Origin of the sequence: Stieleria sp. (genome assembly GCF_041595215.1) — a bacterium.
Lineage (GTDB): Bacteria > Planctomycetota > Planctomycetia > Pirellulales > Pirellulaceae > Stieleria > Stieleria magnilauensis.
In genome coordinates this window covers 1-14,491 of record NZ_JBFHKV010000080.1, presented here as the reverse complement: position 1 = coordinate 14,491, position 14,491 = coordinate 1, and the positions used below count along the sequence as shown (strand labels likewise).

9 protein-coding genes and 1 pseudogene are annotated in these 14,491 nt (G+C 59.8%); 5 read left to right on the top strand and 5 right to left on the bottom strand.

The window, feature by feature from the left end:
• Positions 1–582, top strand: a pseudogene (locus tag ABX749_RS05235) (hypothetical protein); the annotation flags it as partial.
• Positions 583–588: 6 nt separating this feature from the next.
• On the opposite strand, the gene ABX749_RS05230 reads toward ABX749_RS05235, so the two are convergent.
• Both ABX749_RS05230 and ABX749_RS05225 read right to left on the bottom strand, forming a co-directional pair.
• The gene (locus ABX749_RS05230) at positions 589–1,314 is read right to left on the bottom strand and encodes a sialate O-acetylesterase (protein ID WP_372895068.1); all 726 of its coding nucleotides are present in this window, start codon (positions 1,312–1,314) and stop codon (positions 589–591) included.
• Between the two features lie 55 nt (positions 1,315–1,369).
• The gene (locus ABX749_RS05225) at positions 1,370–1,741 is read right to left on the bottom strand and encodes a hypothetical protein (RefSeq protein WP_372895067.1); all 372 of its coding nucleotides are present in this window, start codon (positions 1,739–1,741) and stop codon (positions 1,370–1,372) included.
• Between the two features lie 343 nt (positions 1,742–2,084).
• Between ABX749_RS05225 and ABX749_RS05220 the strand changes: the two genes are divergently transcribed.
• Positions 2,085–3,317, top strand: coding sequence for a lipopolysaccharide biosynthesis protein (locus ABX749_RS05220; protein WP_372895066.1), 1,233 nt, complete (start codon positions 2,085–2,087; stop codon positions 3,315–3,317).
• A 152-nt stretch (positions 3,318–3,469) separates the two neighbouring features.
• A complete protein-coding gene (locus ABX749_RS05215) occupies positions 3,470–4,420 on the top strand; it encodes a glycosyltransferase family 2 protein (RefSeq protein WP_372895065.1) in 951 nt (316 codons plus the stop codon).
• Between the two features lie 106 nt (positions 4,421–4,526).
• Here the strand turns inward: ABX749_RS05215 and ABX749_RS05210 are convergent, their stop codons facing one another.
• Together ABX749_RS05210 and ABX749_RS05205 are read right to left on the bottom strand one after the other, a co-directional pair.
• The gene (locus tag ABX749_RS05210; RefSeq protein ID WP_372895064.1) at positions 4,527–5,174 is read right to left on the bottom strand and encodes a DUF1294 domain-containing protein; all 648 of its coding nucleotides are present in this window, start codon (positions 5,172–5,174) and stop codon (positions 4,527–4,529) included.
• Positions 5,175–5,325: 151 nt separating this feature from the next.
• Positions 5,326–8,346: a hypothetical protein gene (locus tag ABX749_RS05205; protein WP_372895062.1), complete on the bottom strand. Its 3,021-nt coding sequence runs from the start codon at positions 8,344–8,346 to the stop codon at positions 5,326–5,328.
• A 323-nt stretch (positions 8,347–8,669) separates the two neighbouring features.
• Between ABX749_RS05205 and ABX749_RS05200 the strand changes: the two genes are divergently transcribed.
• Together ABX749_RS05200 and ABX749_RS05195 are read left to right on the top strand one after the other, a co-directional pair.
• Positions 8,670–8,999, top strand: a complete 330-nt coding sequence (locus ABX749_RS05200) for a co-chaperone GroES (protein ID WP_095740147.1) — start codon at positions 8,670–8,672, stop codon at positions 8,997–8,999.
• Between the two features lie 849 nt (positions 9,000–9,848).
• Positions 9,849–12,776, top strand: coding sequence for a tetratricopeptide repeat protein (locus ABX749_RS05195; RefSeq protein ID WP_372895061.1), 2,928 nt, complete (start codon positions 9,849–9,851; stop codon positions 12,774–12,776).
• Between the two features lie 28 nt (positions 12,777–12,804).
• Here ABX749_RS05195 and ABX749_RS05190 read toward each other — a convergent pair.
• Positions 12,805–14,491 (bottom strand): acetylxylan esterase (locus ABX749_RS05190; RefSeq protein ID WP_372895060.1); only part of this gene is annotated, 1,687 nt, incomplete at its 5' end.

The following is a 14,491-nucleotide window of genomic DNA, read 5'->3' as shown; positions in this document are numbered from 1 at the left end:
GAAGACGAATCGCTGTCCGACATGCTGGCCAGCCGGCCTTGGGTGATGAAAGACGGCGGCTATCACCTCGACACCACCCACCTGTCATCGACCGTGCGGATTGCGTCCACGCTGACGGACCCGAAACAGCTTCGCAAGGCCTGGGAACTGACTCAATACGGACGCCAGCTGCATCACCAGTTCCAATACCCCGGCGAAGAACCGTTCGTCGATTTCTATCCCGCCTACGCCGCGTTCTATTCGATCTTGCTGGGCGAAAACGTCGACGCCGGCTTGAAGCTGTTCGAACGAAAAGCGATCAACGTCGATACGCAAGAGCATGGCACCGGTGCGCTCGAAACCTACATCGATCTGCTCGACCGCGTCGGACGCCCCCTGCAAGCGATCGAGTTTGCGATCCGCAATGTGCCCGAAGACGTGCCGTCGCAATCGATCGTGCCGCTGTTGATCGAATTCGCCGGTCACGCCGCCGAATCGGGCGACACCTCAGGCTATGACCTGATCATGGACTACTGTGCCGCCAAGCAAGACGCACTCGGGTTTGCCGTCGCCAAACACGCCACCCTGGCAAACAATACTTGATCCAGATCATTCGTTCTCGCGAATCAATCTCACGGCGTTTTCAGCGAACCGTTTTCCAAGCGTCTTGTAGCCTTCGCCGGAGTAGTGCAGGTCATTTTGGATTGATTTCCCGCTGCGGTTCTTGCCATCGTTCAGGTCGTCGGTGTCGATCCAAGCGAAACGCGAATTCGATTCGGCGACACTTACCTGGATGTCACGAACCCTCGTCCAGTGCGGATACTTCTTGTTGTCCAGGTCGAAATCGCTGAGCCGTCCGATGACAAAGTTGACGTCGTCGCGTCCCAGGTCTTGACTGAGTTGCCGGTACAGCCCGACCAGGCTGGCTTGGTACACGTCGCCCCACTTCATCTTGGCGTCACGCTCGCCCTGCATCCAGATGAACGTGACCGACGCCAGGTCCACACCCTCAATGGCCGGCGTCACCTTGCCCATCAAGCGATCGTACAGGTCACCGGTTGTCTTGGGTTGACTCCCATCGGGCGCCTTCCAGTCTTTGAACCAGCGTTGGATCGGTTGCCCGCCGAGCGCGTCCTGGACCACGATCACGTTGTCCTCTCCCAAGGCTTCTTTGACAGCCGGTGTGAAAGCTTCGTCCGGCCGATGCCCCTGCATGTTGGACTGCCCGGAGAGAATGAACAAATGCTTGCCGTCAGTTTCCGCGGCATGGGAGTGAGCACCAAAGAAGGCGACCAGCGGGAGCAGAACGGAAGCAGCAAGGCGCAATAAACTCATCGATGAAATTCCTGGTGAGAAAGTGTCTTGTCTTGCCAGCTGGCACACGACAGTGTCAGGTCAACAGTTGTGCGAGCCCCAGCATGACGAAGAAGGTCCCGAAAACCCCCACGATGATAACCAACTTGATGGCGACCAAGGGCGACAGGAAAACCGCGGCCGCGACCAACAGTGCCCCTGCCAAGACGACGCTCATTCCCCGCACGCGTTTTTTCCGCGTTTGATGCCGCAATGCGGTGTCGGCCAATTCGTCTGCATCGACATCACCCAGCCCGATCGCCCGAAGCTTGCTGACGATCGCTCCCTTGGCTGCTCCCGTCGCAGCAACTTGGCGGGCCAGTTCACGCCCGCGTGCTCGCTGCTCGGGACCGGCAGCATTTCGTCGCGGTGGGGAAAACGGATTGGTCGGCTCCATCACAACATTCAATTCAGGGGACTCGGCGTTCGGTTAGTAGTCGATCGCAGCTCAATTTTCGCCTCGTCCACGACCGCCTACCCAAAAACCGAGGTGCATCGTTTTCTCAGGTTGGGGCCCGTAGGCTCGCGGCAAACGGCTGATCATCGTTCGACATCACCTGAACAACCGTCGTCAAGTCAATCAAGCCGGGGTTACCGGATCGCTCTCGGTCACTAAACTCTACGCACTCGAAGACAACATAGCCGAAACTGTCGCCAATGAGCCAGCGTTCTCCAATGATTCTCCGTGGCCACCGCCGATGAAACCGGCCGAACTTCTAGCACGTCTGCGGGGCACCGCGCGTGGCGACACGATGATGTCGTTAATAGATCAGGTCGTGGTCAGCGGGACGCGTTTTGCGACCACCGTTATGGTCGGACGATTCGGCTCGGAATCCGAATTGGGTTATTATTCGCTGGCCTTCAGTGTGTTTGTGTTGCTGGTCAGTTTCCAGGAATCTTTGGTCTCGGTTCCATACACCGTTTTTGTCAAACGGCTATCGGCCGACGACCAACGCAAATACGCCGCCAGCTCGCTCGGGCAGTCGATCGGTTTAAATGGGCTGGCGATGCTCGTCTTGGCGGCGACCTGTGTGATCGTCCAGGTGACCCGCCCGGCGACCGGTCTGCTCGGCTTGTTGTGGCTACTGGTGCTCTTGCTGCCGTTCTTGATGCTGCGTGAATTTGCGCGCCGCTTCGCCTTCGCCCACCTCCGTGTTGCGACGGCAATGGCATTGGATGTGGCGGTCAGCGTGCTTCAATTGGGCGGGCTTGCCATGCTGGCACTGCAAGACCAGATGGATGCGACCGGCGCCTACCTGGTCTCCGGAGGCGCCGCGGGGATCGCCGGATTGGCTTGGCTGTTTTTGGTCCGATCCGATTTCCAATGGGATCGAACGCGACTGCGAACGGACTGGATCAAGAACAGCAGCTTCGGCAAATGGGTCGTCGGTGCGCATCTGACGTCCGTGCTGCACATGTACTTCGCCCACTGGTTGCTGGCCGCGATCATCAGCGAACGCGCGACCGGAATCTACGCGGCCTGCATGACCGTCGTGATGCTCGCCAATCCGTTCATCTTGGGGATGAGCAATGTGTTGTCGCCCAAAGCGGCCCATGCCTTCGCCGCCGGCGGTGCCGCGGCGGCAAACCGATTGGTTTGGCGGTTTACGGCCGTGATGGTCACGGTCCTGTTGGTCTTTGCCGTGCTGGTGGGGGTCTTTGGAAACGCATTGATCGTCTGGATCTTTGACGAACAGTACGGCGGTCATGGCGTCGCCGTTGCGGTTCTGGGCTTCGGAACCGTCGCGTCGGGGGTCAGCTATGCGATCGCCAGCGGACTGCGGGCGATCAATCGTCCCGCGGCAAATTTCTGGGCCGCCACGTGGGGCCTGGTCGCGACCGTCGCGATCTCGTCGGCACTGGTTCACTCGATGACCATTTTGGGCATGACGATCGGGTTGGTCAGCGGATTCTACGTCACGGCCATTTATCGCGTGTTGGCCTTCCGAGCCGCGATCAACGAATACGCCGCATCCTCGGAGTGACCGTTGACCTTGTTGTAGTGGTTATGACGCATCTGTAGTTTTTCGCCGCGTCCCGAGCCCCTCGCCGAACAACGCCTGCTAGCTGTCCGCGTCGCATCAACTATGCTGGGCAGCACGCTGCACCCCACGCCCCGAACAGTGCCAGAAGAACGATGGAGAACCCCGTCTTGCCCGCGGATCAAGAACCAGACGTTTCCGTTTTGATGACCGTCTACAACGGCATGCCGTATCTGGCCGAAGCCGTCGAGTCGATCCGCGCGCAAACCTATTCGCGGTGGAAGATGATCATCGTCGATGACGGTTCGACCGACGAATCCGGCGACTACCTCGATTCGCTCGAGGACGACCGGATCACGGTCATCCATCAAGACAATGCCGGCACCGCAGTCGCCTCCAACCATGGCCTGAAACTCTGTGACACGGAGTTTCTCGCACGCATGGACAGCGATGACATCTGTGACCCGACGCGTTTGGAAAAACAAGTCGCCTTCTTGCGCGATCACCCCAGCGTCGGACTGGTCGGTTCACAGATCGTTCCCCGTGGCGCACAGAAAGCCGGGCGAGTGATCCCGCTGGCGACCGATCATCAATCGATCTACAGCCAGCTCCGCAAGGGACAACACGCCATGTGCCATCCCACCATTCTGATGCGCACCGCGCTGCTCAAGGGCATCGGTGGCTATTGGAAACAGCATGGCATGTTCGACGCCTGGGACATGTTCTTGCGGATGGGCGAAGTCGGTGAATTGGCCAACCTGCCCGAACCGCTGCTGGAATACCGCATCCACACCGGAAGCATCAACGGCAAGCACATGCGAAAACTGCAGGCGAGTATTGAATTCGCCTGTGAGCTTGCCCGGCGGCGTGAAGAGAATCTGCCGGAGATCGCGTATGAAGATTATTTTGCCCAGCGCGAGCGCGACGGGCTTGCGAATCGGCTCGCGAAACAAATCAATGTCTATGCGTTGCTGCAATACCGGTTGGCATCGATCGATCTACTCGGCGGACACCGTCTTCGCGGCTATGCCCGACTGGCCTGGTCCGGCCTCTGTTCCCCGGGTCGAAGCGTCAATCGTCTGCTAAGACAACTCAAACTCGCCTGATCACCCATCCCATCATTCTGCCCCGAATCATTCTGCCATCCCTCACCGCATCAACGCGCCGCTCCACCGTTCGGCCGATCGCCTCATCTTCTGAACCCCGTCACGACTACTGGGCCCACACCAGCAGCACCGTGACGAGCATCACGCCGTTGAACAGCACGGTCAGTCCGAAGACGATGCGAAAAGACTGTTTTCGGGTCTTGTGACGCAGTTTCTCTTGAGCGATCAGTGCCCCCGGCCAACCACCGATCATCGACAACAGATGCAGCGTGCTTTCCTGTGTTCGCCAGTTGCCGCGGCGAGCCGCTGATTTATCCATCGCGTACACCAGATACGTGACCAGGCTGGCGGCCAAGTAGAACCACAGCACCAGACGAGGCAGTTGGTTAGTCAAGACCAACAATCCGACCAGCACCAAGAACAGCCAAGCGGCGATCACCGGCAGTGAGGTTTTCGATCTCGTTTTGACGGCCGCCCGCAACGCCCCCGACCTCACACCGGCGGGGCGGGAACTGCTCGTGCCGGGTGAAACGTCACTCCGCCGGCCGGGCCCACTCACCAGCCTGGCCTGGTCGGCACAAGGCCTGCCCTGGCGATCGGAGGACATCTCATACGTCACCGACTGGCCGGCAGTGGGGCGAGACGTTCGGTTTTGAAACGCTTTGATGTGGACAAACACTTGGCGGCCGCCCTCGCGGGGTGTGATGAACCCGTAGCCCTTTTCATCGTCCCACCTGGCAATGACACCTTCCATTGACGTCGTCCTTGTTGCTCGTCATTCGATTTCGATCGCGACCCGCCGAGAGGCCTGCACGGGACTTGCCACTCGCCGGCGCGTCCGGCCGCAACGCGACCGGCCGTATTGCATCCGGTCTGGGGCGGTCCGGTGTTGCGACGACCGACGCCTACCGAATTCCCACCGGGCGGCTGGCGACGCGTTGGTGTTCGGTCGTTTTGCCGATCGAAATGCCGACCCAACCGTCACGCAATTCGAACTGCGTGATCCCACTTTGCTTCGGCAAGCGTTCGGCCAACAACTCCGGCGACGTCAATGGCAACGGCCGTGTCGGCGAGAGCACTTTGTTGAAAATCGCTCGAACGGGGAATCGCTGTCGCATCGACATGCCGGGGCCGCTGATGCTGAGATGACCGTCGCGAACCAAGGCGGCATTGAGCCCGTCGACCTGGGCCGTGTAGGCCGCTCGGACGATGAAGTTTCTCAGCCGCACTCGATCGCCCTGCAAGCGGATGATTCGCATCGTGATCCAGACCTTGCCGTCTTCGATTTCCACCGTGATCGGTCGATGCTTGGCAAATTGAATCATGATGTCTTCGGGCAGATCATCCGGCAGAGGACGATCGCTCACACCGAGCACGTCAAAGCATTGCGTCAACACCTGGTCGATCGGCAGCGCCTCATCCTGGGGGACCAATTGTTCCAGCGTGTTGTTGATCGCCGACTGGTGCAATTGCACGCTGAACAGGTTGTCGCTGAGTGCCCGCGGCCGTGGTGTCATCGCGGCAAGTTGCCAATCCCCGGCCATGCGATAGCGTGCGATCAATCGTGACGAGGTCGAACTCATGTCGATCACGCGGGGTTCCAGCTGCAGCCGATTCAACGGACCGAGGATCGTTTCGCTGAACTTCGCCGTCGCCTGGTCGACCTTTTCCGTCACACTGCGGTCAATCTCGTCGCCGATCTGCGAGCGAATTCGGTTGCGGCCGATGCGGTCCGCCAACGAAGCTTTTTCGAAGTACTGGGTTTCGGCAATGCTCTGGACCAACGTTCCGACCAGGGGCCAAGAATCATAGGTCGTGTTGATTCCACGCAGTCGCGATCGGCCGCCGACGTTGACCGAGGGATCGCCGAGGAAGATATCGTCCGGTTTGATGGTGATCGGCGTGGCCGCGGTAAACGGATTCACGCTGGTCGTCTTGATCGCCGCCGGCCCGCTGCGTCCGACGCTGCGTGTGGACACATCACCGATCGTTTCCAACGTCATTTCCCACGTGGACGGCGACGGAATCAGCCGCAACCGCAGGTCGGTGCTGACGCGACTGACACCGGTCACTCGGCTGCCCAGCATGGTGGTTCGAAGCGGAACCTCGCGGGTGGGCAATTGCGGCATCAGATCACGCAACAGTTCTTCGCTGAGCGAAAAACGGACGTTCGCGTTGCGGTAGTGCGTGTCCAGGTTGGCCGACAACTGCTGGGCCTGGGGATGATTGGCATGACCGAGTGCCTGCATCGACTGTGCGATCTCGGCGGTCACCAAGTCGATCGCGTTGGACTCCGCCCTTTCGATCTGGTGCAACAAAGCCGAGTAATCGATCGCGCCGCTGGCCCAAGGCTTGATCGCGACGGCGACGTCATTGACCGCCGGGTCGGCGAGGAATCGCTGATGCGGTGCCGCCAAATTCGGCCACGTCAAACGCGACAAGAACGTTTGGGCGACTTCACGGCGTGCGTTGTTATCGCCGGACTCAAACGCGTCGCGAACCGACTCCAGCAGCAGGAACTTCGACCAGCCTGCACCATCACCGGTGACCACCAACCGGCTTTCCAATCGATCAATCGCGTCGGCGACCGACGGCACATCATCACCGACATGCTGCACCGCGGGGAAACTGCCCGAATTGATTTTGAAAATCGGCTCCCAGACCGCCAAACGTCGTTCGATCGAATACGCCGCTTGTAGCCACGCCACACGGCGACTGCGCGAACGCAAGGATTCCGCTTCGACCGATGCAAACTGTTGCAACTGTTTCAGTTCGTCCAGCATGGGCTCGACGTCGCGCTGACCGAGACGATTGGCTTGGTGAAGCTGGCTCAACAGATCACGAACCTGTTTGGACCATTGCAGCAATTCGTGATGACCGATGGTTGAGATCGGCGTCGTCGCAGGATCAAGGTCAAAATCATCAGCCGGCAAGTCCGTGCGAATGACAATCGAATCAAGGATGTCCAATTGTTCGATCAATCGATGCGGGACTGGCCACGCAGCCGAGCGCGGCTGGGTCAGTTTTCGAGTCGAACCGGAGTCCTCTGCCTCGCTCTCCTGTTGCCGCGTGATCTCAGAAACCTCCGGCGGAACCTGGGTGTCGGCTGAGTTGTCGATGTTGCCGGGCGTCGCAGCAGGCGTGACCGACTTTTCTTCGGCACCCAACAAATCCGTGGCGGGTTTGCCCGGAGTCGATTCGGTTTCAGTCCGCTCGGGCGCGAGATCGGCGACCGTCGCGGCGGGGGCTTCGAACGCCGAAGGCAAGGCGACGTCGTAGGTCGGCCGTTCGGCCATGCGGGGCGTGGGGTCATCCAAACGCGCGTGCGGTTGTCCCTGTGACAGCGGTCGCTCATCGGCGAAGAACACATCGGGATCGATTCGAATCACCAGCTCGTCCGGCGACGCGACCTTTGGTTTATCCAGCTCGACCGAAACCTGGTGCTCGGCCGGCGGAGTCAGCTCCAAGATCGGCAGATCCCCGATGGACGCCCCGCCGGCGGCCGCATCGAAATCAGCCTCAAACCCGAAAATGTCGCTGTGGCTGTCCAGCGAGGGTGCCGGGATTCCAGTGATGCTCGGCTGCTGAAGCTCGAACGACGCATCGCTCCAGGATTCGATCTGTGACAACTCGGCCCAGGCATCCGCGACGGCTCCGCGGGCCGGTGAAGCGGTCGTCGGGGCGGCTGTTCTGACCGTCGACGCCATCTGACCGGATGACAAGCCTGCCGGGGTGGCACTGAGGCGGGGGGCGAGTGGCCGGGCCGTCGGCGGCAGGATCGTCCGGGCCATGCCGGAGGTTTTCCAAAGCGAGACGGCACCGGAGACAATCATTTTTGCCCCGGGATCGGCCTGCATCCCCAGCCAGCTGAGTCCGGTCACGAAAATAGACGCTGTCAGCGGCCACATCACGAGGGAACGTTTCACATCCTTGCGCATCGAAAGACCATCGGTCAAAAGAGAAAAGCATACGGTTTCCATTTCCGCCTGGGCTGTGAATCGGCCAGATCACTTTGGCCGGTCCAGCGCGGTTGCCAAGTGCTGCGAAAACTCGCCAAACGCCATGACGGCTGTTTGCCCGTCGATTTGCCCTAATCGGCAATTCTTGCCGATTTTACTCATGTTGCCACGGCCCCACCCACGATGCCGGGTGTACGAAAACGCCCTGTCTCGCAAGACTATTGCCTCAAACCCAGATCCCGACCATCACTGATGCGGGGCGGAAAAGAATGAATCCTTACGGAGTGGAGATGGCGAAGAAAAAGGCAAACGCGGCGTTCGAATACGTGGAGCCGATTGGCGATCGAGTGTTGGTCCGCAAGGACGAGCCCAAACGCGAAACCCGCGGGGGCATTGCGCTTCCCGATGCGGCCGAAATCCCGACGATCACCGGACGCATCGTGACCATCAGCGCCGTGGTCGAAAACGACGAAGAGCTGCCGCTGCGCCAATACGACAAGATCCTTTTCCATCCCAAGAACGCCGTGCCGGTCGACCTGGAACACGACAATCAGCTGTTTGTCGTCCCGGTCGAGGACATCGTTGCGGTGTTCCGTCGCAACAAACCCGAAGACGATTGACGCCGCTGCCGCCGGGGTGACAACCCTGCCCGGCAGCGCTGTGAAGCATTTTGTAGCGGTAGGGCGCGAGCCCTCCGGTGTTTCGGGAACGATGAAGGACCGGAGGGCTTGCGCCCAATACCGCTAAATCGAGAAGCGAAAATAAAACACCATGGCTCCCCTCTCCCCCGATTCCTGACGAGCCTAAGCGAGTCAGGAATTGGGGGAGAGGGGCTGGGGGTGAGGGGGATTTATTCTGTGCGCCGTTGCGGGATGACGGCAATCATACGTTCTCGAACCCCGGTTGGATCTGGCGATATGTCGTACGCTGGAATGCGAACGACTTCAAATCGACTCAGCAGTAATCAAAGGTGTATCGCCCATCGGATACGCACTTCGAAACTTTTATCCGGCGCAACCACGATTGCGCGCCATCAGCTAAACCGAGTTTTCAAATTCATTCGATCGGCCGCGCTGATCACAAGCAAACTCGGTGGCCTTGTGATTGCATCGTCGTTTCGTCATGCGGATTCCCCCTCACCCCCTGCCCCTCTCCCCCAAACAAGCCTCTACTCGTCGCAACGTTTTCGCGTTCTAAAATCACTTGACGCGCATGATCGATCCGAATCAACCCAGAGGCTTGTTCGGGGGAGAGGGGAGCCATTTTCGGGTAAGTCGCTTCTCGATTTAGCGGTATTGGGCTCGCGCACTGCCGCTAACGCCTCGTCAAACACCGTAAAAAAATCGTTCACGGTGTAAAGCTCGGTCCGGAGCGAGAAATGTTGGCCTGAGCGCAGCCATGCTAGAATGCACCGAGCGTCGGCCTAGAATAACGGCTGTCGCCTTTTCGATTTTGTGGAGCCCTGCATCATGTTCACCGTTTCCTGCCATTGCGGCCAACGTGTCCAGGTGCGGCCGTCAAAGGCGGGGGCGACGATCGAGTGTGAATCCTGTGGCAAATGCTTCAACGTCCCGTCATTGGGCGAGATGAAACGCTGTCAGCAGCGCGACGAGCCGATTCAGGGACAACCGATCGACCCGGTGGAGACCGCGGCAGACAACCAACTGTCCGAGATTCCAACTTCTTTTTACGTTCATTTCTGCGGCGAAGTCGGATCGACCGGACGCGTCTCGACAACGGCCATCGAAAACTATTCCGGCATCGTCGTCGAGGCGATCGATGCGGTCCTCAATGAATCGCAATCGGACGAATCGCAATCGGATGACGGGTTCGAGCTGATGGTGTCCCTGGCAGTGCTCCCCGGCGCGACGCGGCTGATGCAGATCGAAACCGCGGCGACTGACAGCGACAAGGACGACGACGGGGCGCGGCGGCGTGTCGTGGATCAGATGACTCGACGGATCGAATCCTTTGCCGTCCCGGATGTTCAAGAGGGGCCGGTCGCATTCCTCGTGTATCGCCGCATCAATTCGGCCGCCTGCACCAAGATCGGCATCAAACCCTTCAGCCTCTATCAGAACGAAATCGAAAAATGCGGCATCGATGAAGCATTGATGCGGGCGGCCAAGCTGACCGACCCTCAGGAAACGTCTCACCAGACAACCTCTTGGTGGAACGCGTGGGTCGACCGCCTGCGACAACTGATCTCCCAACCGTCGGCACCCGAGGAACCGCCGCCGACGCCCGAACAGAAGTTTCAGGAGATCGGTGCCTGGATCGAATACACCGAAGAACTCTATGCCAGCACCTCGGACGCGGAACTGAAACGGCTGCTACGTAAAAGCCCCTTTGAGCTGGCGCTGCACGTCGCGGTTGCGGCCCGCCATGCGGCGAACGAGGAATTCGAGAACGCGATCGAAGCCTACTCGGGCGCGATCGCCCTGGCCCCCGAGTGCGCTCCGCTGCTGGGACGCCGCGGCTGGTACCACCTGGTTGTCGGCAACCATCAAGCCGCCCTGATCGACCTGAACCGAGCGATCGAACTGGCGCCCTTCGCCCCCTGGTTCTACTTTCATCGCTCCAAAATCTTCTCGGGGCTGGAGGCCTGGGACCAGACGCTTTCGGATTTGGACACCGCCGTCCGATGGGCACCACGTGAACCGGCCTTCCGATTTCGTCGCGCCGAAATCCTGCTCTACCAAGACCAGGGCACGCGGGCGATCGAGGAACTCAATGAGATCCTTCAGCTCGATCCGCACAACGGCGCCAGCCACGCCATGCTGGGATGGTTGTACCAGCAAGACGAACATCGTGACGAACCGCGAGCACTGGAACACTTGACCCGTGCGATTGACGTGATGCCCGGTGCCGTCGCGCCTCGGCTGCACCGAAGCATGCTCTACACATCGCAAAATAAGTTCGCGCTCGCACTCGATGACTGCGACAAGGCGATCGAAATCGAAGCGGATGAGGGACAATCCCATGCACTCCGCGGGCGAATCCTACAAATGCAAAGCGAATTCGAGGAGGCCATTGAGGCGTGCAATCGCGCGATCGAACTGGGCGTCGACACGCCGGCGGTGTTCTTGACACGCGGATTCTCCTACGCGGCAACCGACCGACGTGACCTGGCCCTGGCCGACTGCCACGCGGTGCTGGAGTTGGACCCGGAGAACCCGATCGCGTTGCACTTGCTCGGATCGCTCAGTCTGCAACAAGGCGAACTGGAAACGGCGATGGAAGCCTTGACCGAAGCAAGCCGACTGGCGCCCCAATGGACCGAGCCCCGCGAACAGATCGCGTTGTTGCACCGCATGAACGAGAACCCGCAGGCGGCCATCGAAGAACAGTCGGCATTGATCGAGCAAGAACCCGAACAACCGGCCCATTATGTCAACCGAGCGTTCGCGCACACTCAAGCGGGCAATCACGACGATGCCCTCCGTGACTACCAGCGGGCCTGTGAACTCGATCCGGAAAATGAACATATCTTTTTCCTCCGCGGCTGCTTCTTCATGGATCGCCAGGAAGACGAATTGGCGTTGGAAGATTTCAACCGCACCCTGGAACTCTCGGGCGTCTACGACGGCGCTCGGCTGCGGCGGGCCACGGTGCTGATGCGTTTGAAACGCCACGACCAAGCACTCGAAGACTACGAGAAACTGATCGAGAAATTTCCCGACGATCCCTACGCCTACTCCGGACGCGCCTACGCCCATCAGATGCAAGGCGACGAATCAGCGGCCGAAGCCGACATCGATCGCCTGGCCGAAATCGCACCGGAAAGTGCCCAGGAAGCGGCGATCCAGTCGCTGCACGCCAAAGTCAATCGCCTGGAAAGCGAAGAACGCTATGACGACGCGATCGGTGTCGCCGAAGAAATCATCGCGATGGCTCCCGAACACACCGCCGGGTACAGACTGCGTGGATGGATTCGCTGGTACACCGAACAACACGTCGAAGCCTGCGATGATTACACGCAACTGCTGGAAATGACTTCGGAACAGCCCGATGCAGATCTCTTGAGCTCACGCGGACAAGTTTACGCCGAAATGGGCGAGTGGAATCTTGCCTTGAATGACCTGGACTCCGCGATCGAGTTGAGCCGAACCGAAGGGTTGCACCAAGTGCTCGCCTTCGCACTCAATGGCCGAGCCTTTGCACTGGCCGGACTGGATCGAATGGAGGAATCCGAACGCGACTACCAGGAATCCGTCGGCTTGTGTCCGACCAATGCATGGGCCTACTACAACCGCGGTATCGTCTTGTACCAACGCGGCGATCATGATCAAGCCAAGCCATTGCTTCAACGGGCGCTCGAACTGAATGGTCCACCGCTGACCCAACGCAAACGACAACGCGCCGAAGCCGTGCTCGGCGGGCTGCCAGACGGCTGATCGCGACCGGCGTGAACGAGCAACCGGATCAACGCACGGCCCAGTCCCCGATTGCCGACAACAGTTCCTCGCCCGTTTGATGCCAACGAACTCCCTTCGACGTCCCGCTCGCCCGCTGCACACGATCCACAATCGGCAAGTCGGGTGAAACGATGTCCAACGCCCCGGGAACACACAGCGATAACAATCCGTCGACGTCCAGGTATTTGACCGCACCGGGGACGAACATCGGATCGTCTTGCCGCTGCAGCGACGCGAACCGAAACCCTTTTGTATCGATAAAGGTTCGCCCGACCGCGTCACCGGCTTGGCTGCGCGCTGCCGCAGCGATCGCACCGGCGTGGTCGCCGATCCCGACCAGATGAATGTGCCGATTGCCCGTCGATGTAGCGTGTTGGATGACCGACAGCACGTCGTGGACCCGCTGAACGAACAAGGGATGGTTGTAGCCATAGGTGTACCCGGCGAAACGATGCCAAGCCTGTTCGCCACCCCGCTGGTACCACATCCGCTGAGCGTCAATCGACTCGCCGCCGGAAACAAATTCGCCTTGCCCGATCAGATCGGCGGAGACGACGCGGTATCCGGCGCGGGCGATCTTCGCGACCAGCGGGTTGAGGCGATCGCCATCCCAAAGGCCTTGTTTTCCTTCATCGGTGATCCAAACGATCGTTCCCTTCGCCCCGGAATCACCGACTTCAACGCTCGGCAACTGCTCGCCGGCGTGATCGAGCAGCCCCACCGAGATCGACAATCCCTCCTGCTTGATGGCCTTCACTTGATGAAACGAAGTCGCTTGAACCTGATCCAACCGGCGTCCGAGAATCGTTTCCCAAGCACCTCCGACCACACGTTGATACTCCTCAAGTTGGTCGTTCGTCGTGGGAATCAACGCGTCCATCTGCTGCCGAGAATCTTCTGTGGCGAGTTGTAAGATCCGGACTTCGTGGGGATCGCCGATCGCGTCACCGCGGGGCGCCGGATGCTCATCCGTCCACACCGTGGCTTCGGAACGGGAAAGCGGCACGTAGTCTTGTTCCAAAATCGGCTCCTTGAACCCGAGCTGGAAGTGCCGATTAAAAAACGCGTACATCACCGCACGATTGACGTGGTTGTAGTTGTGTTTGAAGTGCAGATGGAACGCCGCGGTCAATCGATCCTTGTGTCCAAGATCTGCATACAACTGACGCAAGTCCGGGTAGCCCTTGGTTTCCAATTCGACCGTCCAATCGTCGGCGGCGGTCAGCCCCAGCGGTCGCGGCGCGATCGCCGCGGCGATGTCGACGTTGCCCTGATCGATCCGCATGTACGGCGCGTTCTCGCACGTGCATCCGCCTTGCATCGACGTCGACACCATCACGCACGGCATCGCCGCGGCGATGCGATCGTCGATCGCACCCAAGATCATCGATTGTGTTCCACCGCCACTGGCACCGGTCACACCAATGCGGGTCGGGTCGGTTTCGTCCAGCTCCAACATAAAATCGACCGCGCGAATCGAGTTCCAGGTTTGCAGTCCCATCATGTTTTGCAAACGAAGCTCCGCCTGCGCGCTGAAGAACCCCCAGTCGGTCGCGCGATCCAGATGTGCCGCTTTGTCGGGGCGATGTCCGATCTGGATCGAATCGGCGTTTCCCGTCATGTCGTAGACGAACACCAGGCATCCCATGCGGGCCAACTGAACCGCGCGAGCCTGGATCGGAAATCGTCCGCCG

Bases quoted from the DNA above. Each gene is read 5' to 3' on its own strand.
- ABX749_RS05230 (WP_372895068.1), bottom strand. From the start codon at position 1,314: ATGAGTTTATTGCGCCTTGCTGCTTCCGTTCTGCTCCCGCTGGTCGCC.
- ABX749_RS05195 (WP_372895061.1), top strand. From the start codon at position 9,849: ATGTTCACCGTTTCCTGCCATTGCGGCCAACGTGTCCAGGTGCGGCCG.
- ABX749_RS05200 (WP_095740147.1), top strand. From the start codon at position 8,670: ATGGCGAAGAAAAAGGCAAACGCGGCGTTCGAATACGTGGAGCCGATT.
- ABX749_RS05220 (WP_372895066.1), top strand. From the start codon at position 2,085: ATGATGTCGTTAATAGATCAGGTCGTGGTCAGCGGGACGCGTTTTGCG.
- ABX749_RS05215 (WP_372895065.1), top strand. From the start codon at position 3,470: ATGGAGAACCCCGTCTTGCCCGCGGATCAAGAACCAGACGTTTCCGTT.
- ABX749_RS05210 (WP_372895064.1), bottom strand. From the start codon at position 5,174: ATGGAAGGTGTCATTGCCAGGTGGGACGATGAAAAGGGCTACGGGTTC.